The sequence below is a fragment of the Amycolatopsis sp. lyj-346 genome, assembly GCF_046548975.1.
Classification (GTDB): Bacteria; Actinomycetota; Actinomycetes; order Mycobacteriales; family Pseudonocardiaceae; genus Amycolatopsis.
The window spans coordinates 219,397-240,663 of sequence record NZ_JAJPWT010000002.1 but is presented as its reverse complement, the minus strand read 5'-3'; the positions used below and the strand labels follow the sequence as shown (position 1 = coordinate 240,663).

General features: G+C 74.2%; 5 protein-coding genes. 2 read left to right on the top strand and 3 right to left on the bottom strand.

What is annotated here, in order from left to right:
- Positions 1-34: 34 nt before the first annotated feature.
- Positions 35-9,469, top strand: a complete 9,435-nt coding sequence (locus tag ACLJQE_RS07765; protein ID WP_410639157.1) for an SDR family NAD(P)-dependent oxidoreductase — start codon at positions 35-37, stop codon at positions 9,467-9,469.
- A gap of 134 nt (positions 9,470-9,603) precedes the next feature.
- Here the strand turns inward: ACLJQE_RS07765 and ACLJQE_RS07760 are convergent, their stop codons facing one another.
- Genes ACLJQE_RS07760 through ACLJQE_RS07750 form a run of 3 tightly spaced genes read right to left on the bottom strand, consistent with a single transcriptional unit; the run spans position 9,604 to position 12,738 of the window.
- Positions 9,604-10,371, bottom strand: a complete 768-nt coding sequence (locus ACLJQE_RS07760) for an ABC transporter permease (RefSeq protein ID WP_410638415.1) — start codon at positions 10,369-10,371, stop codon at positions 9,604-9,606.
- The gene (locus ACLJQE_RS07755; protein WP_410638414.1) at positions 10,361-11,335 is read right to left on the bottom strand and encodes an ATP-binding cassette domain-containing protein; all 975 of its coding nucleotides are present in this window, start codon (positions 11,333-11,335) and stop codon (positions 10,361-10,363) included. Before ACLJQE_RS07755 ends, ACLJQE_RS07760 begins: the two co-directional genes overlap by 11 nt.
- On the bottom strand, positions 11,332-12,738 hold the full coding sequence (locus tag ACLJQE_RS07750) for a glycosyltransferase (protein WP_410638413.1): 1,407 nt from the start codon (positions 12,736-12,738) through the stop codon (positions 11,332-11,334). The genes ACLJQE_RS07755 and ACLJQE_RS07750 overlap by 4 nt, the downstream gene beginning before the upstream one ends.
- Positions 12,739-12,949: 211 nt before the next feature.
- On the opposite strand from ACLJQE_RS07750, the gene ACLJQE_RS07745 reads away from it, so the two are divergent.
- A complete protein-coding gene (locus ACLJQE_RS07745) occupies positions 12,950-21,253 on the top strand; it encodes a type I polyketide synthase (RefSeq protein ID WP_410638412.1) in 8,304 nt (2,767 codons plus the stop codon).
- Positions 21,254-21,267 lie beyond the last annotated feature (14 nt).

The following is a 21,267-nucleotide window of genomic DNA, read 5'->3' as shown; positions in this document are numbered from 1 at the left end:
CGCCATGACCGAGGACAAGAAGCTCGTCGAGTACCTGAAGTGGGTCACCGCCGACCTGGCCAAGACGCGCAAGCGCGTCGAAGAGCTCGAAACGGCGGAACCGGAACCCGTGGCGATCGTCTCGATGGCCTGCCGCTACCCGGGCGGGGTCACCTCGCCCGAAGGGCTGTGGGACCTCGTGCTCGACGGCGGTGACGGCATCGGTGGATTCCCCGAAGACCGGGGCTGGGACCTGGGAGGTCTGTTCGGTGATGAAAGAGGACGTTCGTACGTTCGTGAAGGCGGTTTTCTCGACCGCGCGGGCCGGTTCGATCCTGGCCTCTTCGGCATCTCCCCGCGCGAAGCGCTGGCCATGGACCCGCAGCAGCGCCACCTCCTCGAGGTCTCCTGGGAAGTGATCGAACGCGCCGGTCTCGACCCGCTTTCGCTGCGCGGCAGCAAGACGGGCGTGTTCGCCGGCGTGATGTACCACGACTACGGCCAGGGCGCGCGGTTCCCCGACGAGGCGCTCGGCTTCCTCGGCGTCGGCACCGCGGGCAGCGTGCTGTCCGGCCGCGTCTCCTACACCCTCGGCCTGGAAGGCCCGGCCGTCACGATCGACACGGCGTGCTCGTCTTCGCTGGTGGCGATGCACTGGGCGGCCCAGGCGCTGCGGGCGGGCGACTGCGAGCTGGCGATCGCCGGTGGGGTCACGATCATGGCGACGCCGGGGTCCTTTGTGGACTTTTCGGCCCAGGGCGGGCTCGCGCGGGACGGACGTTGCAAGTCCTACGCCGAAGCCGCCGACGGCGTCGGCTGGGCCGAAGGGGTCGGCCTCGTCCTGCTGGAACGGCTTTCGGACGCGCAGCGGAACGGTCACGAAGTCCTCGCCGTGCTGCGGGGTTCGGCGGTCAACCAGGACGGGGCGTCCAACGGCCTCACCGCGCCCAACGGGCCCTCGCAGCAGCGGGTGATCCGGCAGGCGCTCGCCGGCACCGGGCTCACCGCGTCCGATGTGGACGTCGTCGAAGGCCACGGCACCGGGACGCCGCTGGGTGACCCGATCGAGGCGCAGAGCCTCCTGGCGACGTACGGCCGGGGCCGGGAAACCCCGCTGCTGCTGGGGTCGGTGAAATCGAACATCGGGCACACGCAGGCCGCCGCCGGGGTCGCGGGCGTGATCAAGATGGTCCAGGCCATGCGCCACGGGGTCGTGCCGAAGTCGGTGCACTTCGCCGAGCCGTCGTCCCACGTGGACTGGACCGCGGGCGCCGTCGAGGTCGTCACCGACAACCGGCCGTGGCCGGAGACCGAGCGCCCGCGCCGGTCGGCCGTGTCGTCGTTCGGGATCAGCGGCACCAACGCCCACGTCATCCTCGAACAGCCCGAACCGGTCGAGCCGCCCGCCACCGAAGCGCGCCCCGGCGTCCGCGCGTTCGTCGTGGCCGGGCGCACCGAAGCCGCGCTCGCCGCCCAGGCCGCCCGCCTGCGCGAGCACCTCGACACCCACGACACCACCGCGGCCGACCTGGCGTGGTCGTTGGCGAAATCGCGGGCCGCGCTCGAACACCGCGCCGTCATCGTCGCCGAGGACCCGCGGGACGGCCTCGCCGCGCTGGCGTCCGGCACCCCGGACCCGGCGATCGTCACCGGCGCCGCCGACCTCGACGGCCGGACCGTTTTCGTCTTCCCCGGCCAGGGCGCGCAGTGGGCCGGCATGGGTGCCCGCCTGCTCGACGAGTCGCCGGTGTTCGCCGCCCGCATCGCCGAGTGCGAAGCCGCACTTTCCCCCTACGTCGATTGGTCGCTGACCGAAGTCCTGCGCGGCGCCGCCCCGCTCGACCGCGTGGACGTCGTGCAGCCCGCGTCGTTCGCCGTGATGGTCGCGCTCGCCGCGCTCTGGCAGGCCCACGGCGTCACACCGGACGCCGTCGTCGGGCACTCCCAGGGCGAAATCGCCGCGGCCTGCGTGTCCGGCGCGCTCGACCTCGCCGACGCCGCCCGCGTCGTCGCGCTGCGCAGCCAGGCCATCGCCCGCCGGCTCGCCGGCGCCGGGATCATGCTGTCGGTGTCGGTCCCCGCCGCCGACGTCGAAGCCCGCCTGGCCCGGTTCGAAGGCCGGCTGTCGGTCGCCGTGGTCAACAGCCCGTCGTCCGTCGTCGTCGCCGGCGACCCGGCGGCGGGGGAGGAGCTGCTGGCGGAGCTGGCCGAGGCGGGCCTGCGTGCCCGCCGCATCGACGTCGACTACGCCTCGCACTCCGCGCACGTCGAGCTGATCGAGGCCGAGCTGGCGACCGCGCTGGCCGGGCTGAAGCCGCGGCAGGCGGACATCCCGTTCTACTCCACAGTGGACGGCGACTGGCTCGACACGACCCGGCTGGACGCCGGTTACTGGTACCGCAACCTCCGGCAGCGCGTCCGGTTCGAGGAAGCCATCCGCGAGCTGCTTTCCCTGCAGTACCAGGCGTTCCTGGAGATCAGTTCGCACCCGGTGCTCAGCGTCCCGCTGCAGGAGATCGCCGAGGACGCCGGCGCCCGCGCGGTCGTCACCGGCACCCTCCGCCGCACCGACGGCGGCCTCGACCGGTTCCTGACGTCGGTGGCGAAGGCGCACGTCCGCGGGGTCAGCCCCGACTGGGCGAGCTTCCTCGCCGAGGGCGCGCAGGTCGTCCCGCTGCCGACGTATGCCTTCCAGCACGAGAACTACTGGCCCGAACCCGCTCCGGCGAACACCGCGGACCCGGCCGAGGCCGAGTTCTGGACCGCCGTCGACGACGCCGACTTCACCGCGCTCAGCGGCACCCTCGACGTCGAAGAGGACGCCCTCACCCGCGTGCTGCCCGCGCTGTCGTCGTGGCGCCGCCGCCGTGGCGAACAGTCCGTCGTGGACGGCTGGCGGTACCGCGTCACGTGGAAGCCGCTGCCCGCCGGACCGTCCGCGGCCGGACGCTGGCTCGCGCTCGTCCCGGAAGGGCTCGATGTCCCCTTCGAAGCCGACTGCCGGGTGGTGGCACCGGACGCCGATCCGGTCGAGGTCCTGCGGGCCGGGCTCGGCGACCACGCCGGTGTCGTCTCCTTCCTGGAACTGGACGGGACGACCTTCACCACGACGGCCGCCCTCGTCGAATTTCTCGCCGACGCCGATCCGGTCGTACCGCTGTGGGCGGTCACCCGGGGCGCGGTGTCCGTCGGCCGCTCGGACCCGCCCGCCGATCCCGCCCGTGCCGCGCTCTGGGGCGCCGGCCGCGTTCTGGCCCTGGAGCACCCGCGGGCCTGGGGCGGCCTGATCGACCTGCCCGAAACCCTCGACGAGCGCGCGGCCGCCCGGTTTGCCGCCGCCCTCGGCGGCCCGGAAGACCAGGTCGCCGTCCGCGCGTCCGGCCTCTTCGGCCGCCGCCTCGTCCACGCCGCGGCCGGGGGTGCCGCCGAACCGTGGCGCCCGCACGGCACCGTGCTGGTCACCGGCGCCGAGGAAGGCTTCGGCGCGCGCGTCGCCGCGTGGGTCACCGAATGCGGAGCCGACGTCGTGACCGACATCCCCGGAGACCGGCCGCTGACCGCCGTCCTGCACACCGCCGGGATGACCGGCGCTCCCGACGCGTGGGCCACCGCCGTCCAGCTCGACGAAGCCCTCGGCGACACCGAGCTCGAAGCGTTCGTGCTGTTCACGTCGGTGAGCGCGGTCTGGGGCGCCGAAGGCCGGCGTGACCGCGCCGCCGTCGACACCGGCCTCGAAGCACTCGCCCGGCACCGCCGCGACCGTGGCCGGACCGCGACCGCCGTCGCGTGGAGCGCGTGGGACGGCACCGGCGTCGCCGAAGACGAGGAGACGGCCGGGTTCCTGCGCGCCCGCGGCCTCCCGCCGCTGCCGGTCGAGCAGGCGCTGCTCGCGCTCGGCCAGGCCGTCGCCCACGACGACACGGCCGTCGTGCTCGCCGACGTCCGGTGGGACCGGTTCGCCCCGGCACTGACCTCGCGCCGCGACGGCACCCTGCTCGACGAGCTGCCCGAGGTCCGTGCGCTCGCCGACGCCGGTTCCGGCGACGTGACGGCGGCTTCGGGACTGCTGGCCCGCCTGCGCGGCATCGACCCGCGAGAACGCGAGAACCTGCTGCTGGACCTGGTCCGCGAGCAGGTGGCCGGCCTGCTCGGCTACGCGGGCGCGGCGGCGGTCGAACCCCGCCGCCCGTTCAAGGACCTCGGCTTCGACTCGCTGACGTCGGTCGAACTCCGCAACCGGATCAACGCGGCGACCGGCCTGACCCTGCCCTCGACGCTGGTGTTCGACCACCCGCGCCCGGACGCCGTCGCCCGCCTGCTCGCCGCCGAACTGCTCGGCGACGACAGCCAGGGGGCCGCCCCCGCCGCGGCCGGGGTGGTGGACGGCGACCCGATCGTCGTGGTCGGGATGAGCTGCCGCTACCCGGGCGGCGTCCGCTCGCCGGAGGACCTGTGGCGGCTGGTCGCCGAGGGCACCGACGCGATCAGGGAGTTTCCCGGTGACCGCGGGTGGGACCTGCTCGGCCTCCGTGACGGCGCCTCCTCCGTCCACGAGGGCGGGTTCGTCGACGGCGTCGCGAACTTCGACGCCGGCTTCTTCGGCATCTCCCCGCGCGAGGCCCTCGCGATGGACCCGCAGCAGCGCCAGCTCCTCGAAGTGGCGTGGGAGCTGTTCGAACACGCCGGCGTCGACCCCGAAGGCCTGCGCGGCAGCACCACCGGCGTCTACGTCGGCGGCTCCGGCAACGGTTACTCACCGCCGCCGGAACTGGCCGGGCACCTGCTCACCGGCGCCGCCACCAGCGTCCTGTCGGGGCGTATTTCGTACCTGTTCGGGCTGGAAGGCCCGTCGGTCACCGTCGACACCGCGTGCTCGTCGTCGCTGGTCGCACTGCACATGGCCGCGCGCGCACTGGCCTCCGGCGAGTGCTCCCTGGCCGTCGCCGGCGGGGTCACCGTGATGGCGACGCCCAGCGCGTTCGTCGAGTTCGGCTACCAGGGCGGCCTCGCCCCGGACGGGCGCTGCCGGTCGTTCGCCGAGACCGCGGGCGGCACCGGCTGGGCCGAAGGCACCGGCCTGCTCCTGCTGGAGCGGCTGTCCGACGCGCGCCGCAACGGGCACACCCCCCTGGCCGTGCTGCGCGGCACCGCCGTCAACTCCGACGGCGCGTCCAACGGCCTCACCGCGCCCAACGGCCCGTCGCAGCAACGCGTGATCCGTCAGGCTCTCGTCAACGCCGGACTGTCCCCATCGGACGTCGACGCGGTCGAGGCGCACGGCACCGGTACGTCCCTCGGCGACCCGATCGAAGCCCAGGCGCTGCTCGCCACCTACGGCCAGGGCCGCGAAACACCGCTGCTGCTCGGGTCGATCAAGTCGAACCTCGGGCACGCGCAGTCGGCGGCGGGCGTCGCGGGCGTCCTCAAGATGGTCGAAGCCCTCCGCCACGGCGTGCTCCCGAAGACCCTGCACCTCGACGAGCCGACGTCCCAAGTGGACTGGACGGCGGGCTCGATCACGCTGCTGACCGAGCCACGCTCGTGGCCCGAGACCGGACGTCCGCGCCGCGGCGCGGTGTCGTCGTTCGGCGTCAGCGGGACCAACGCGCACGTCATCCTCGAACAGGCCGAGGACACCGAACTTCGGGAAGCGCCGGTGAGCGGGCCGGTGCCGGTGCTCCTGTCGGCACGGACGCCGGAGCGGCTCGCGGCCCAGGCCGCGCAGCTCGCGGATTTCCTCGCCGCCGGACCGGATCTCACCGACCTGGCAGCCGCCTTGGCCACCACCCGCACGCACTTCGACCACCGCGCCGCGGTCATCGCCGCCGACCACGACGAGCTGCTGACCGGGCTGCGCGGGCTCGACGGGCCGACCCTCGCCGGACCGGAGGGCAAGCTCGCCGTCCTGTTCGCCGGACAGGGGAGCCAGCGCCTCGGCATGGGCCGCGAGCTGGCCGCCACCTACCCGGTGTTCGCGGACGCGCTCGACGCCGTCCTCGCGCACCTCGACGTCGAACTCGACCGCCCGCTGCGCGAGGTCGTGCACGGCGACGACGTGGAGCTGCTCGACCAGACCCAGTACGCGCAGGCGGCGCTCTTCGCCTTCGAAGTCGCGCTGTTCCGACTCCTGGAGTCGTGGGGGATCACCGCCGATCAGCTGGCCGGCCACTCGGTCGGCGAGATCGCGGCCGCGCACGTCGCCGGGGTGTTCAGCCTGCCCGGCGCGTGCCGGCTGGTCGCCGCACGCGGCCGGCTCATGCAGGCCCTGCCGCCGGGCGGTGCGATGCTTTCCGTGGTGGCGAGCGAAGAAGAGGTCGTCCCGCTGCTCGGCGACGACGTCGTGATCGCCGCCGTCAACGGCCCGCGGTCGGTCGTCGTCTCCGGCGCCGAAGCCGCCGTGCTCGCGGTGGGGGAGCACTTCGCCAAGACCAAGCGGCTCGCCGTCTCGCACGCCTTCCACTCGCCGCTCATCGAGCCCGCGCTCGAAGAGTTCGGCCGGGTCGTGGCCGGGCTGGACCTGGCGGTGCCGTCGATCCCGCTCGTCTCGACCGTCGCCGGTACCGCGGACTTCACGTCGCCGGAGTACTGGGTGCGGCAGGCGCGCGAAGCCGTGCGCTTCGCCGACGCCGTCACGACCTTGGCCGAAGCGGGCGTGACGACCTTCCTCGACGTCGGCCCGGACGGCGTCGCCGCCGCGATGGCCGCCGAAAGCCTCACCGGCGGCGAAGTGGTCGCCGTCCGTGACGAGCCCCGGACGCTGGTCACCGCCCTGACGCGGCTGCACCACGCCCGCGTTCGGGTGGACTGGGCGAAGTTCTTCGGCGGCGGCCGTCCGGTGGCGCTGCCGACGTACCCGTTCAGCCCCGACCGCTACTGGCCCGAAGGCTTCCACGGCGCGCACGGCGACCTGCGCCTGTCCGGCCTGCACTCCGCGGAGCACCCGCTGCTCGGCGCCGGGGTCGCGCTGCCGGAGTCCGGCGGCTTCCTGTTCACCGGCGCGCTGTCGCCGCAGCTGCAGCCGTGGCTGGCCGACCACACCGTGGACGGCGTGATCGTGTTCCCGGAAACCGGGTTCGTCGAGCTGGCCGTGCGGGCCGGCGACGAGGTCGGCTGCGACCTCCTCGAAGAGCTGACCGTCGAGGTCCCGCTCACGCTGCCGCCGGTCGGCGGGGTGCACGCGCAGGTCGTCGTCGGGCCGGAAGGGACGGCGGGGACACGGGAGCTGACCATCTGGACCCGGCCCGAGGGCGCCGGTGAGCAGGTCTGGACGCGGACCGCGGCCGGCCGGCTCGCGCCCGGCGCCCCGGAACCGGCGGTCGACCCGGCCTGGCCGCCGTCCGCGGTGGAACTGGTTCTCGACGGCTTCTACGAAGACCACGCCGAGATCGGCGCCGCCTTCCGTGGCCTGCGGTCGGCGTGGCGCTCGGGCGACGAGGTCTTCGCCGAGATCATGCTGCCCGCCTCGCGCCAGGACGACGCGGCCGCGTTCGGGCTGCACCCGGCACTGCTGGACGCGGCCTTGCAGGCCGTGACACTGCTGGATGCCCCGCTCCGCCCGGCGACGGGCTGGACGCGGTTCGCACTCCACGCCAGTGGCGCGGCGGCCGCGCGGGTCCACCTCCGCCGTGACGGCGACACGATCCGCCTCACCCTGACCGACGTCACCGGTGCGCCGGTCGCGTCCGCGGAAGGCGTCTCGTTCGGTGAAGCCGCCACGCCGCCGCAGCAGGGGCACGACTCGTTGTTCCACCTCGAATGGACCCCGCTGCCGGAGGTCGCTCCGACCGGTCGGCGGCTCGTCGTGCTGGGGGAGGACGCGGACGACCTGGCCGGTCTGGTGGCCGCGGCGAAGGACGACGGGGTGGCCGTCGTCGGAGTGGACACGAGCGGAGGCCCGGTCACCGCGACCCACCGCGCGACCGCGCAGGTGCTGGACCAGCTGCAGTTCTTCCTGGCCGCCGACGACGTCCAGGTCGTGTTCCGCACCGGAGACGGCCCCGCGGCCGCGGCGGTGCAGGGGCTGGTCCGGGCGGCGCAGTCGGAGAACCCGGGCCGGTTCGTGCTGGTCGACGGGGATGCGGTCGACGCCGCTCTCGCGTCCGGCGAACCGCAGATCTCGGTGCGCGACGGCGTCCCGCACCGCGCCCGGCTGGTCCGGGCCCCCGCGGCGGACCGGCCGGAGCCCGGCTTCGGGAACCCGGACGGCACGGTGCTCGTCACCGGCGGCACGGGCGGGCTGGGCCGGTTGCTGGCCCGGCACCTGGTGACCCACCACGGCGTCCGGCACCTGCTGCTGGCGAGCCGCCGGGGCCTCGGCTCCGCGGGCGCCGCCGAGCTGGTGAACGAGCTGAAGGGCCTGGGCGCGGACGTGCGCGTCGCCGCGTGCGACACCGCCGACCGCGAAGACGTCGCCGACCTGCTCTCGGCCGTGCCGAAAGGCCACCCGCTGACAGCGGTGGTGCACGCGGCCGGCGTCCTCGACGACGGCGTCGTGGGGTCGCTGACGCGCGCGCGGCTGAAGAAGGTCTTGCGCCCCAAGGTCGACGGCGCCTGGCACCTGCACGAGCTGACCCGCGGCCTCGACCTGACCGCGTTCGTCCTGTACTCCTCGGCGAGCGGCCTGCTCGGCGGCGTCGGCCAAGGCAACTACGCGGCGGCGAACTCCTTCCTCGACGCCTTGGCGGCTTCGAGGCGGGCGCAGGGGCTGCCGGCGGTGTCGCTGGCATGGGGTCCCTGGGCGCAGGAAGAAGGCATGGCGGGCACGCTCGCCGACGTCGACGCGCAGCGGCTGGCGAAGTCCGGCATGCGCCGGTTCACCCCGGAAGAAGGCTTGGCGCTGTTCGACACGGCGCTCGGTTCCCCGGCCGCGATGGTGGTCCCGGTGGGCTTGGACCTGGCGGTGCTGCGCGGGCACATCGTCCCGCCGGTGCTGGGCGACCTGGTCCCGAAGACCCGCCGCACGGCCCGCATCGACGCCGACGGCGTCCGCTCGTTCGTCCCGCAGCTGGGCGAACTGGCGCCGGACGCGCGGAGCCGTGAGCTGCTGAACCTCGTCCGCGAGCTGGCGGCGAGCGTCCTGGGCCACGGCTCCCCGGCGGCGATCGACCCGGACACGGGCTTCACGGAGATCGGCTTCGACTCCCTGACGGTGGTGGAGCTGCGCAACCGCCTGGGCTACGCGACGGGCCTGACCCTGCCGGCGACGGTCCTGTTCGACCACCCGAACCCGCGGGTGCTGAGCGCGCACCTGGTGTCGCTCCTGAGCCCGGAACCGGTGGACCCGTCGTCGCGGGTGCTGGACGAGCTGGACCGCTTCGAGCAGCTGGTGGCGGACCCGGCCCTGACCCCGGAGGCGGCCGGCTTCGTGACGACCCGCTTGCGCTCGTTGCTGGACCGCCTCGGCGGTGACACCGGCTTCCTCGAGTCCCTGGACACCGCGAGCGACGGCGAGCTGTTCCGGCTGATCGACTCGGAACTGGGCACCGACTGACACGCCCGGTGGTTCGTGAAGGCCACCTTGAGGGAGTTCGACGTCCTCAAGGTGGCCTTCACGCATGCCGGGCCGGCTACGCGCGCACGGAAAACCGGGCCGGGGAGAGGTCCCCGGCCCGGTCGGTGGAGAGGTCAGGCAGCGACCGCCTGGAAGGTCCGTGAGTTCCAGCGCACCGCCAGCCCGGTCAGCGCGACGATCACCGCCGCGCCGAGCAGGGTCGGCAGCAGCGGCAGCGTCTCACGGAAGCTCGCCCGGCTGATGTCCACCACGTACGCCAGCGGGTTGAACCGCGACAGCACGTACAGCCACATCGGCGCCCGGTCCGGCGTGATCGGCAGCAGGATCCCCGACAGCAGCGTCAGCGGCAGGATCACGATGTTCACGATCGACGTGAACGTGTCCTCCTTGCGCAGCTTCAGCACGATCGCGTTCGCGCAGCAGGCGATCGTCAACGCCGTCAGCGCCGTGATCACCAGGACCAGCGCCACCCCGGCCACGCTCAGCGCCACGCCGAACACCAGGCTCGCCAGCAGCAGGATGATCACCCCCTGCACCAGCGACAACGTCACCGACGGCAGCGCCTGGCCGAGGCTCAGCGCCGTGCGGCTCACCGGGGTCACCCGCAGCCGGTCCACCGCACCCGCGCGGATGCCCGACAGCAGGACGAATCCACAGTAGACACCGTTGGTCGCCGCGATCTGGATGATCAGCGCCGGGGTCAGGTCCTCCCAGGACGTCTGGGCCGGCACGCCCGGTGTCTTGCTGACCAGCACCGCCAGCAGCGGCCCGCACAGCACCAGGTACAGCACCGGCTGGATCATGCCCAGCACCAGGTAGGGCTTGTTCCGCAGGGTCACCGCCAGCTCGGCGCGGTAGACCAGGATCGCTTCACGCAGCATCGGTCACTCCCTCGGTCTCCTGCTCGCGCAGGCCCCGGCCGGTCAGCGCGAAGAACACGTCGTCGAGGGTCGGGGGCCGCACGCGCAGCGCCACCAGCGGGATGTCCTGCTGGTCCAGCGCCCGCACCAGCGGCGACAGCACCTCTTCGCTGTGGGTGACCCGGAACCGCAGCGTCTCCTCCTCGCGGCGCAGGCCACGCACCCCCGGCAGTCCGCCCACCAGCAACTCCGCGTGGTCCGCGCGCCCGGGCGGCACCGTCACCTCCACGCCGTCGCCGAGCAGGCGGGACTTCAGCGCTTCCGGGGTGTCCTCCGCGACGATCACGCCGTCGTCGATGACCTGGATCCGGTCGGCCAGCGCGTCCGCCTCGTCGAGGTAGTGGGTGGACAGGAACACCGTGACGCCCTGCTCGTCGCGCAGGCGCCGGATGTGGCTCCACAGGTGGGCCCGGCTCTGCGGGTCCAGCCCGGTGGTCGGCTCGTCGAGGAACAGCACCACCGGCAGGTGCACCATGCCCAGCGCCAGGTCCAGCCGCCGCCGCTGCCCGCCGGACAGCGACGCCGTCAGGCGGTCTTCCAGGCCGTCGAGGCCCAGCCGGCCCGAGACGTCCCGGACGCGCTCGGCGGCGTCGGTCTTGTTCAGCCCGTACAGCCGGGCCTGCAGCACGAGCTCCTCGCGAACCTTGCGCTCGTCGAGCGTGCCGCCGCCCTGGGCGACGTAACCGAGGTGCCGTCGCACCCGCGCCTGCTCGGTGCGCAGGTCGGCGCCGGCGATCCGGGCTTGCCCGGAGGTCGGCCGCAGCAGGGTCGTGAGCATCCGCATGGTCGTGGTCTTGCCGGCGCCGTTCGGGCCGAGGAACGCCACGATCTCCCCGGCTTCGACCCGCAGGTCGACCCCGCGGACCGCGGCGACCTCGCGGCCGTCGGCGACGAAGGTGCGGGCCAGGCCCGCGGCCTCGATCACCGGGCCGACCGGGCCGGCTCGGCCCCGGCCTGCTCGCCGGCGACCAGCGCGAGCAGCGCGTCGACGGCGCCGTCCCGGCCGCGGCCCGGCTCGTGCTGCAGCCGGGCCATTTCCCTTGCCCGGGTGGTGAAAGACGGGTTTTCGAGCACCTCGGTCAGCTTCGCGGTGACGTCGTCGACGTCGATGCCGTGCGAGGACTCGACGACCAGGCCGACGCCGGTGTCGCGGGCGCGCACCGCCTGGTCGTAGCCGTCGACGAACAGCGGGCGCAGCAGCAGGGGCTTGCCGAAGTACAGGCTTTCGATGTAGCCGTTGCCGCCGCCGTGGGTGAAGTGCGCGCGCACGTGCGGGTGGGCGAGGACGTCGAGCTGCGAAGGAAGCCACTTCTCGGCCCGCAGGTTCGACGGCAGCTGCTCGGCCGGCGGCAGCAGGTGCCACGACTGGGCCGGCAGCCGCCAGAGAACCGCGTGCTTGCCCTCCAGCCGCCGCGCGACCTCCACCAGGCCCTTGATTTCGTCCTCGCTCAGCCGCACGACCGTGCCGAAACCGATGTAGACGACCGATTCGTGCCGGTCGAGCCAGCCCTTGACGTCCTGCTCGTCCGGCAGCTCGGGCAGCGGCGGCACGATCGCGCCGAGCATCCGGAAGTGCCCGGGGATGTCGACCGGGTACTCCAGCTCGGCGAGCGAGTAGACGAGCACGAGCGCGGCTTCGTCGATCCGGGAGGTGTACTTCGCGGCCAGCTTGGAGACGCCGAGCTCCTTGCTGGACTTGACGTACTCGACGACCCGCTTGCGCAGCAGGGAATCGGTGAAGTACAACGCCTTGCGGCGGAACCCGAACCACGCGTTCGCCCGGCGCTCCCGGGCCGTCATCTCCAGCGGCAGGCCCGAGTGCGGGACGGGGAAGCCCTTGGGCAGCTTGGTCAGGTGGTTGCTCACCGAGAAGGGCACGCTCACGACGTGCGGGATCCGCAGGGTCACGGCCAGCTCGAACCCGGCGTGCAGCAGCGAGTCGATCACCATGGCGGCCGGCTCGACCTCGCGCACGACCTCGGCGAGCGCACGGTAGGACTGGTCGCGGAAGCGCGTGTCGAAGGTGTGCCGCATCAGCGCCTTGTGCGCCTTCCAGCGGGACTTCTGCGTGACCGCGCGGTAGGTCTCGTCGTCCCAGGAGCCCGAGGACAGTTCGGGGATGGGCGCGCCGAGCGACCGGAACCGCACGCGGCTGCCGGTGCCGCCGGCGCCGATCGCCTCGACCTCGGCGCGGCGGTTGTCGAAGGTGGCGAAGTACAGGTCCGGCACCCCACGCCGGGACAGTTCCGCGGCCAGCACCAGCAGGGAGTTGACCAGCCCGCTGTCCGGTGAGCTGACGAACAGGATCGGACGCCGTTGTCGGCTCATGGGGAAGCACCTTTCCTCGGACGGGAGCACACGGCCGCCGCGACCGTAACAACGGCTTTGCCGTGAATCACCTACATTCCGGTCCGCTTCCACCGAGCCGGGCCGGCGCGAAGACTAAGGGTTTGCGGGCGCCGGACGCGATTGACTCACGTGATGCGGAACCCGGACCGCGGTGCCGCGAGTCCCGACCGGACGACACCGAGAGGCCAGGATGGCTAGCGAGAGCCAGCTGCGTGACTACCTCAAGCGCGTCACCGCCGACCTGCACCGGTCGCGCCGGCGCGTGCGCGAGATGGAAGACGCCGCCGCGGAGCCGATCGCGATCGTCGGCATCGGCTGCCGCTTCCCCGGCGGGGTCGAGACGCCCGGGCAGCTGTGGGACCTGCTCGCCGCGGGCACCGACGCGATCGGCCCGCTGCCCGCCGACCGCGGCTGGCCGGCGTTGCTGGCCGGGGTGGACCGCAGCACGATCAGCCTGGGCGACGTCGACGCGTGGCGCGGCGGGTTCGTCGAGGCGCCGGACCGGTTCGACGCCGGGTTCTTCCGCGTCTCCCCGCGCGAGGCCCTCGCCATGGACCCGCAGCAGCGCCTGCTGCTCGAAATCACCTGGGAAGCCCTGGAACGCGCCCGCATCGTGCCCGCGACCCTCCGGGGCAGCCGCACCGGCGTGTTCGTCGGCACCAACGGCCAGAGCTACGGCAAGCTGCTCGCCGCGTCCGGCGAGACCGTGGAAGGACACGCCGGCACCGGCACCACCGCGGCCGTCCTCTCCGGCCGGCTCGCCTACTCCTTCGGGTTCGAGGGCCCGTCGGCCACCGTCGACACGGCCTGTTCGTCCTCTTTGGTCGCCGCGCACTGGGCGACCCAGGCGCTGCGCTCCGGCGAATGTTCGCTGGCGCTCGCCGGCGGCGTCACGGTCATGGCGACCCCCGAGGCGTTCGCCGAGTTCAGCAAGCAGGGCGGGCTCGCGCCGGACGGGCGCTGCAAGGCGTTCGCCGACGGCGCGGACGGCGTCGGGTGGGCCGAGGGCGCCGGCATCCTGGTCCTGGAAAAGCTTTCCGACGCGCGGCGCCACGGCCACCCCGTGCTCGCGGTGCTCCGCGGCACCGCCGTCAACTCCGACGGGGCCAGCAGCGGCCTGACCGTCCCCAACGGCCCGTCGCAGCAACGGGTGATCCAGCAGGCGCTCGCCGCCTCCGGGCTGGCCGCTTCGGACATCGACGTCGTCGAGGCGCACGGCACCGGCACCCGGCTCGGCGACCCGATCGAAGCACAGGCCCTGCTGGCCACCTACGGCCGCGACCGCGAGCACGACCTGCTGATCGGCTCGGTCAAGTCGAACTTCGGGCACACCCAGGCCGCGGCCGGCGTCGCCGGGATCATCAAGGCCGTCCTGGCCATCCGCCACGGCGAAGTGCCCCGAACCCTGCACGCCGACCGGCTCTCGTCCGAAGTGGACTGGACCGCCGGGGCCGTCCGGCCGGTGACCGCGCCGGAGCCGTGGCCGGAGACCGGGCGCCCGCGCCGCGCCGCCGTGTCTGCCTTCGGCGTCAGCGGCACCAACGCGCACACGATCGTCGAACAGGCCCCCGAACAGGCCTCCGAGGAGCCGGCCGAACGCGGTCCGCGCGCCGCCGGGCCGGTGCCGTGGTTCGTGTCCGCCCGCTCGGCACCCGCGCTGCGCGCCCAAGCCGAAGCGCTGCTGGGCGCCACCACCGACAACGCGGACGCGGCCGACATCGCGTTGTCGACCGCGGTGACCCGGACGGCGTTCGAACACCGCCTCGCGGTCACCGGTCCCGACGCCGCGGCTCTGCGCGCCGGCTTGCGCTCCTGGCTGGAGCAGGGGGCCGCGGCGAACGTGACCACCGGGACGGCGTCGCGCGGCGAGACCGCGTTCCTCTTCTCCGGACAGGGCGCGCAGCGGGTGGGAATGGGCAATCGGCTCGCCGAGGTGTACCCCGTCTTCGCCGAGACGTTCCGGGAGATCGCCGAACGCCTCGGGGGAGTGGTCACCGACGACCGGCTCGACCGCACCGAGTACGCGCAGCCCGCGCTGTTCGCCTACGAAGTGGCGCTCTTCCGGCTCCTCGAATCCTGGGGCGTGCGCCCGGCGGTCCTGGCCGGGCACTCGGTCGGCGAGATCGCGGCCGCGCACGTCGCCGGGGTGCTGTCGCTCGACGACGCCTGCGCGCTGGTCTCGGCCCGCGCCCGGCTGATGGGCGCGCTGCCCGAAGGCGGCGCGATGGTCGCGGTGCGAGCGTCCGAAGTGGACGTTCACGCCGAGGACGTCGACATCGCCGCCGTGAACGGCCCGGATTCGGTGGTGCTTTCGGGTCCCGAGGACGTCGTGCTGGAAGTGGCCGCGCGGTTCCCCGGGTCCCGGCGGCTCAAGGTGTCCCACGCGTTCCATTCCCGCCTGATGGACCCGATGCTCGACGGCTTCCGCGCCGTGGTCGCGGAGCTGTCGTTCGCCGAGCCGGAAATCCCGGTCGTCGCGGGTGGCGACGTCACCGACCCGGAGTACTGGGTCCGGCAGGTCCGCGACACCGTCCGCTTCGGCGACGCGGTCACCCGGCTCCGCGGAGCCGGGGTGACGCGGTTCGCCGAGCTGGGCCCGGCCGCCGTCCTCTCCGGACTGGTCGACGGCGCGATCCCCCTCGCCCGCCGCGACCAGGACGAAGACACCGCTCTCGTCGCCGGGCTGGCCGCGCTGCACGTCGCGGGCGGCGCCGTCGACTGGGCGGCCGTGCACACCGGCGCCCGCCCGGTCGACCTCCCGACCTACGCCTTCCAGCGCGAGCGGTACTGGCCGACGCTGATCCCGCGTACCGGCGACGCGGCCGGGCTCGGCCTCACCCCGGTGCGGCACCCGCTGCTCGGGGCCGCCCTCGACGTCGCCGCGACCACCGAGGCCGTGCTCACCGGCTCCGTTTCCCCGGTCACGCAGCCGTGGCTGACCGGCCGGGACACCTTCCCCGGCACGGGATTCCTCGAACTGGCCCTGCGTGCGGCCCGCAACCTCGGCTGCCCGGAGATCGCCGAGTTCACCTTGACCACCCCGCTCGCCCTGGCGCCGAAGGACGTCGTCGTGCTGCAGGTGCGGGTCGGCCCGCCCGGCGCCGACGGCCGTCGCGCGGTCGACGTCCACTCCGCCCCCGCCTCCGGCGAGACTCCCGAGTGGACGCACCACGCCACCGGCAGCCTGGCCGCGGTCGCCGGTCCGGAACCCGCCGTGCTGGCCGAAGGCGCGTACCTGACCGACGTCACGTTCGAAGGCGACCCGGCTGCGTTCGACCTGCACCCGCTTCTGCTCTCCGAAGCCCTTCACGCGTGCGGCTCGGAGGCGGTGGCCTGGCGCGGGGTTTCCCTGCACGCACGCGGGTTGTCCACGCTGAGGCTGCGGGTCGCCCCGCTCGGCGGCACCACGGTCAGTCTCGCGCTGCTCGACTCCGCGGACCGGCCGGTGCTGCTCGCCGGCGAGGTCGAGTTCGCCGGCGCCGTCACGCCCGTCGACGCCGTGCCCGCGACGCCGGTGCGCGTTCCGTCGAGCCCGGTCGCCGGGGGCTGGGCCGCGCTCGGCGAGGCCGACCGGGTCCGCGCGGCCGAAGAGCTCGTGCGCACCACCGTCGCCGCCGTGCTCGGCCACGGCGACACCGGCGCGGTCGGCACCACCGACCCGTTCACCGACCTCGGCTTCGACTCCATGCTGTCGGTCGAGCTGCGCAACCGGCTCACCGCGGCCACCGCGCTCGAACTGCCGGCCACGCTCGTGTTCGACCACCCGACCCCGGCCGCCGTCGCCCGCCTGCTGCTGGCCGAGCTCTTCGGTGCGGACGAGCGCACCGGCCCGGTCCGCCGCGGCCGGACCCGCACCGGCGACCCCGTCGTGATCGTCGGGATGAGCTGCCGTTACCCCGGTGGGGTCCGCTCGCCGGAAGACCTGTGGACCATGGTCTCCGGTGGGCACGACGCGGTCGGGCCGTTCCCGGCCGATCGCGGCTGGGACCTCGCGGCCCTCGCCGCGGGCGCGTCCGCCACCACCTACGGCGGGTTCCTCGACGGCATCGACCGCTTCGACGCCGCGTTCTTCGGCATCTCCCCGCGCGAAGCCCTGGCGATGGACCCGCAGCAGCGGCAGGTCCTCGAGACGTCGTGGGAGGCACTGGAAGACGCCGGGATCGATCCCCTCGGCCTGCGCGCCACCCCGACCGGTGTGTTCGTCGGCACCAACGGCCAGGACTACGCGAGCGTGCTGGCCGGCAGCGACGCCGACGTCGGCGCGCACGCCGGGCTCGGCAACGCCGCCAGCGCGGTCTCCGGGCGCGTGTCCTACGTGCTGGGTCTCGAAGGCCCGTCGATGACGGTCGACACGGCGTGCTCGTCGTCGCTGGTGGCGCTGCACCTGGCGGCGCAGGCGCTGCGGGCGGGGGAGTGCGAGCTCGCCCTGGTCGGCGGCGTGCTCGTGATGTCCAGCCCCAACTACTTCCTCGGCACCAGCCTGCAGGGCGGCCTCGCCCCGGACGGGCGCTGCAAGGCGTTCGCGGACGCGGCCGACGGCACCGGCTGGGCCGAAGGCGTCGGGATGCTCGTCGTGGAACGGCTGTCCGACGCCCGCCGCCGTGGCCACGAGGTCCTCGCCGTCGTGCGCGGCTCCGCGGTCAACTCCGACGGCGCGTCCAACGGCATCACCGCCCCCCACGGTCCCTCGCAGCGCCGGGTGATCCGGGCCGCGCTGGCCGACGCCGGTCTGTCCACATCGGACGTCGACGTCGTCGAAGCACACGGTACCGGCACGGCGCTGGGTGACCCGATCGAAGCCCAGGCGCTGCTGGCCACCTACGGCCAGGACCGTGAGACGCCGCTGCTGCTGGGCTCGTTCAAGTCCAACATCGGGCACACCCAGGCCGCCGCCGGAGTCGGCGGCGTGATCAAAGTGGTCCAGGCCATGCGGCACGGCGTGGTGCCGCCGACGCTGCACGTCGACGCGCCTTCGTCCCAGGTGGACTGGACGGCCGGGTCGATCGACCTGGTCACCGAACCGACGCCGTGGCCCGAGGCGGACCGGCCGCGCCGCGCCGGGGTGTCCGCGTTCGGCGTCAGCGGGACCAACGCGCACGTCGTGCTCGAACAAGCCCCCGAAGAAATACCCCCGGCACCCGAACCGGCGCCCGCCGTGGTGCCCTGGGTGCTCTCGGCCCGCAGCCGGACCGCGCTGCACGTCCAGGCCGCCCGGCTGGCCACCGCCTCGACGCCGCCGGCCGCCACCGGACTCGCCCTGGCCACCCGCCGGGCGGCCCTCGAACACCGCGCGGTCGTCGTCGGTGCCGACGCGGAGACGCTGCGCTCGGCACTGGCCGCCGGGGACCTCGTCGAGGGCACCGCCCGCGACGGCGGCACCGCGCTGCTGTGCACCGGCCAGGGCGCGCAGCGGCTCGGCATGGGCCGCGGGCTGTACGACCGGTTCCCCGAGTTCCGCGCCGCCTTCGACGAGGTCTGCGCCGAGTTCGGCACCGAGCTGCGCGACGTCGTCTTCGGCGACGACGCTGCCTTGCTCGACACCACCGGCTGGGCCCAGCCCGCCCTCTTCGCCGTCGAGGTCGCGCTGCTGCGGCTGCTCGACGCCTGGGGCGTCCGGGCCGATCACCTCGCCGGGCACTCGATCGGCGAGATCGCCGCCGCCCACGCGGCAGGCGTGCTGTCGCTGGCCGACGCGTGCACGCTCGTCGGCGCCCGCGCCCGGCTGATGCAGGAGCTGCCCGAGGGCGGCGCGATGGTCGCCCTGCGCGCGAGCGCCGCCGACGTCGAGCCGCTGCTCGGCCCGGAGGTCGCGCTCGCCGCCGTCAACGGGCCCGAGTCGGTCGTCATCGCCGGGGCCGAAGCGGCCACGCTCGCCGTGGCGGAACGGTTCGCGAAGGCCCGCCGGCTCACCGTCAGCCACGCGTTCCACTCGCCGCTGATGGAGCCGGTGCTGGAGGACTTCGCCAAGGTCGTCGCCGGGCTGGACCTGCGGGTGCCGCAGCGGTCGCTGCTGTCGGCGGTGACCGGGCAGCCCGAACACGAGCTGTTCGCCACCGCCGGGTACTGGGTCGACCACGTCCGCCGGACCGTCCGCTTCGGCGACGTCGTCGCGGACCTGGCCGCCCGCGGGGTCACGCGGTTCGTCGAGGTGGGCCCGGACGCCGTGCTGTCCGGGATGGCCGCCGAGACCGTCGACGCCACTTGTGTGCCGCTGCTGCGGGCGGGCCGCGACGAGGAAACCACGATCGTCACCGCGCTGGGCCGGTTGTACGTCGACGGCCTCGCGATCGACTGGGCCCGGTTCTTCGCCGGGGCGGACGCGCGCGGGGTCCGGTTGCCGGCCTATCCGTTCCAGGGCGAGCGGTTCTGGCCGGAACCCGCCGCCACGGTGCCCGCCGAGCCCGCCGACGGTTTCTGGGCCGCACTCGAAGGCACCGACGTCTCGGCGCTGGCCGCCGAGGTGGGCGCCGACGCCGAAGAGCTGGCCCGCGTGCTGCCCGCGCTCGCGGCGCACCGCAAGGAACACGTCGACCGGACCACGACCGACGGCTGGCGCTACCGCGTCGGCTGGCAGCCCCTGGCGGGCACGGCCGCCCCGCGTCGCGAGGACTGGCTGATCGCCGTCCCGGCCGCGCTGGACGGCGACGAGCGCGTCGAGGTGCTGGTCGACGTGCTCGGCGCGGACACGGTCCGGCTGGTCGTCGACGGGCCGGACCGCCCGGCACTGGCCGAGCGGATCACAGCGCTGCTGGAGACGTTCCCCAGCCCGGCCGGAGTGCTGTCGCTGCTGGCACTGGACGAGACGCCGAGTCCGGAGACGCCGTCGGTGCCGGGCGGGCTCGCCACGACCGCGGCTCTGGTGCAGGCGCTCGGCGACGCCGGGGTCGACGCACCCCTGTGGTGCCTGACGACCGGCGCGGTGCGGGCCGGCCCGGGTGACGCGGCGGGCCGCCCCGCCCAAGCCGCCGTCTGGGGCCTGGGCCGGGTGGCCGCGATGGAGTACCCCGGCCGCTGGGGCGGCTTGATCGACGTGCCCGCGGACTTCGAACCCCGCGCACTGACCCGGCTACCGGGCACCCTCGCGGCGGCGGGCGAAGAGGACCAGATCGCGGTGCGCGCGAACGGCGCCCTGGTCCGGCGGCTCGTGCCCGACCCGGCCGGACCACCCGCCGACCACGTCGGCGAAGTGCCCACCGACGGCACCGTGCTCGTCACCGGCGGTACCGGCGCGCTGGGCGGGAAGCTCGCGCACTGGCTCGCCGACGCCGGCGCGGGACACATCGTGCTCACCAGCCGCCGCGGCCTCGACGCTCCGGGCGCGAAAGAGCTGGTCGACGAACTCGCCGCAGCGGGTGCGCGAGTGACCGTGGCCGCCTGCGACGTCGCCGACCGCGACGCCCTCGCCGAGCTGATCGCCGGACTGCCGGCCGAGTTCCCCCTCCGCGGGATCGTGCACGCGGCCGGGGTGCTCGACGACTGCGTGGTCGACGCCGTCGACCCGGACCGGTTCGAGACCGTGCTGCGGCCCAAAACCGCGGCCGCCGTGCACCTGCACGAGCTGACCGCCGGGCTCGACCTCCGCATGTTCGTGCTGTTCGCCTCCATCGCCGGCACCGTCGGCGGGCCCGGGCAGGGCAGCTACGCCGCGGCGAACGCCGTCCTCGACGCCCTGGCCGAACAACGCGCCGCCGCCGGGCTGCCCGCGCTGTCGGTCGCCTGGGGTGCCTGGGGTGAGGTCGGCATGGCGGCCGACCCGGCCATCCAGGAACGGATGCGCCGCAGCGGCGCCGCGGCTCTCGCCCCGCGCCGGGCGCTGCTGGCCCTCGGGGAAGGGCTGCGGCGGGGGGACACCTCGGTGACCGTGGCCGACATCGACTGGACCCGGTACGCACCCGGCATGGCCCTGCTGCGGACCACGCACCTGCTCGACGGCATCCCCAGCGCCCGCACGGCCATCGAAGCCGCCCAGCGCACCCCGGAGACCGCCGAGGAGCCCCTATCCCGGCAGCTCGCCGGGATGTCCGAGCCGGAGCGCGTCAGCACGCTGTCGAAGGCGGTGCGGACGGCCGCCGCGATGATCCTCGGGCACGCCGGCGGCGACGCGATCGAGCCCGAGGCCAAGTTCGGCCTGCTCGGCTTCGACTCGCTGAGCGCGGTCGAATTCCGCAACCTCCTGGCCCGGCGCACCGGGCTGAACCTGCCGCAGGGCCTGGTCTTCGACCACCCGACCCCCCTCGCGCTCGCGCAGTACCTGCGGGCCGAGCTGGTGCCGGCGGACCAGCCGGCGGCCGACCCCGTGGACGCCGAGCTGGCCGGGCTGGAACGGGCCGTGGCGGCCGGCGACCTCGACGAAACCCGCAGAGACGACGTGGCCCGCCGGCTGCACCGGCTGCTCGACGGGCTGCGGCCGGAGCGCACGGACGGCGAAGACGTCCTCTCGGCTTCGGACGACGAAATGTTCGACCTGCTCGGCAAGGAGTTCGGGATCTCGTGAGCACGCAGGATGGA

Coding starts and splice junctions, on each gene's coding strand:
- ACLJQE_RS07745 (WP_410638412.1), top strand. CDS start 12,950: ATGGCTAGCGAGAGCCAGCTGCGTGACTACCTCAAGCGCGTCACCGCC.
- ACLJQE_RS07750 (WP_410638413.1), bottom strand. CDS start 12,738: ATGAGCCGACAACGGCGTCCGATCCTGTTCGTCAGCTCACCGGACAGC.
- ACLJQE_RS07760 (WP_410638415.1), bottom strand. CDS start 10,371: ATGCTGCGTGAAGCGATCCTGGTCTACCGCGCCGAGCTGGCGGTGACC.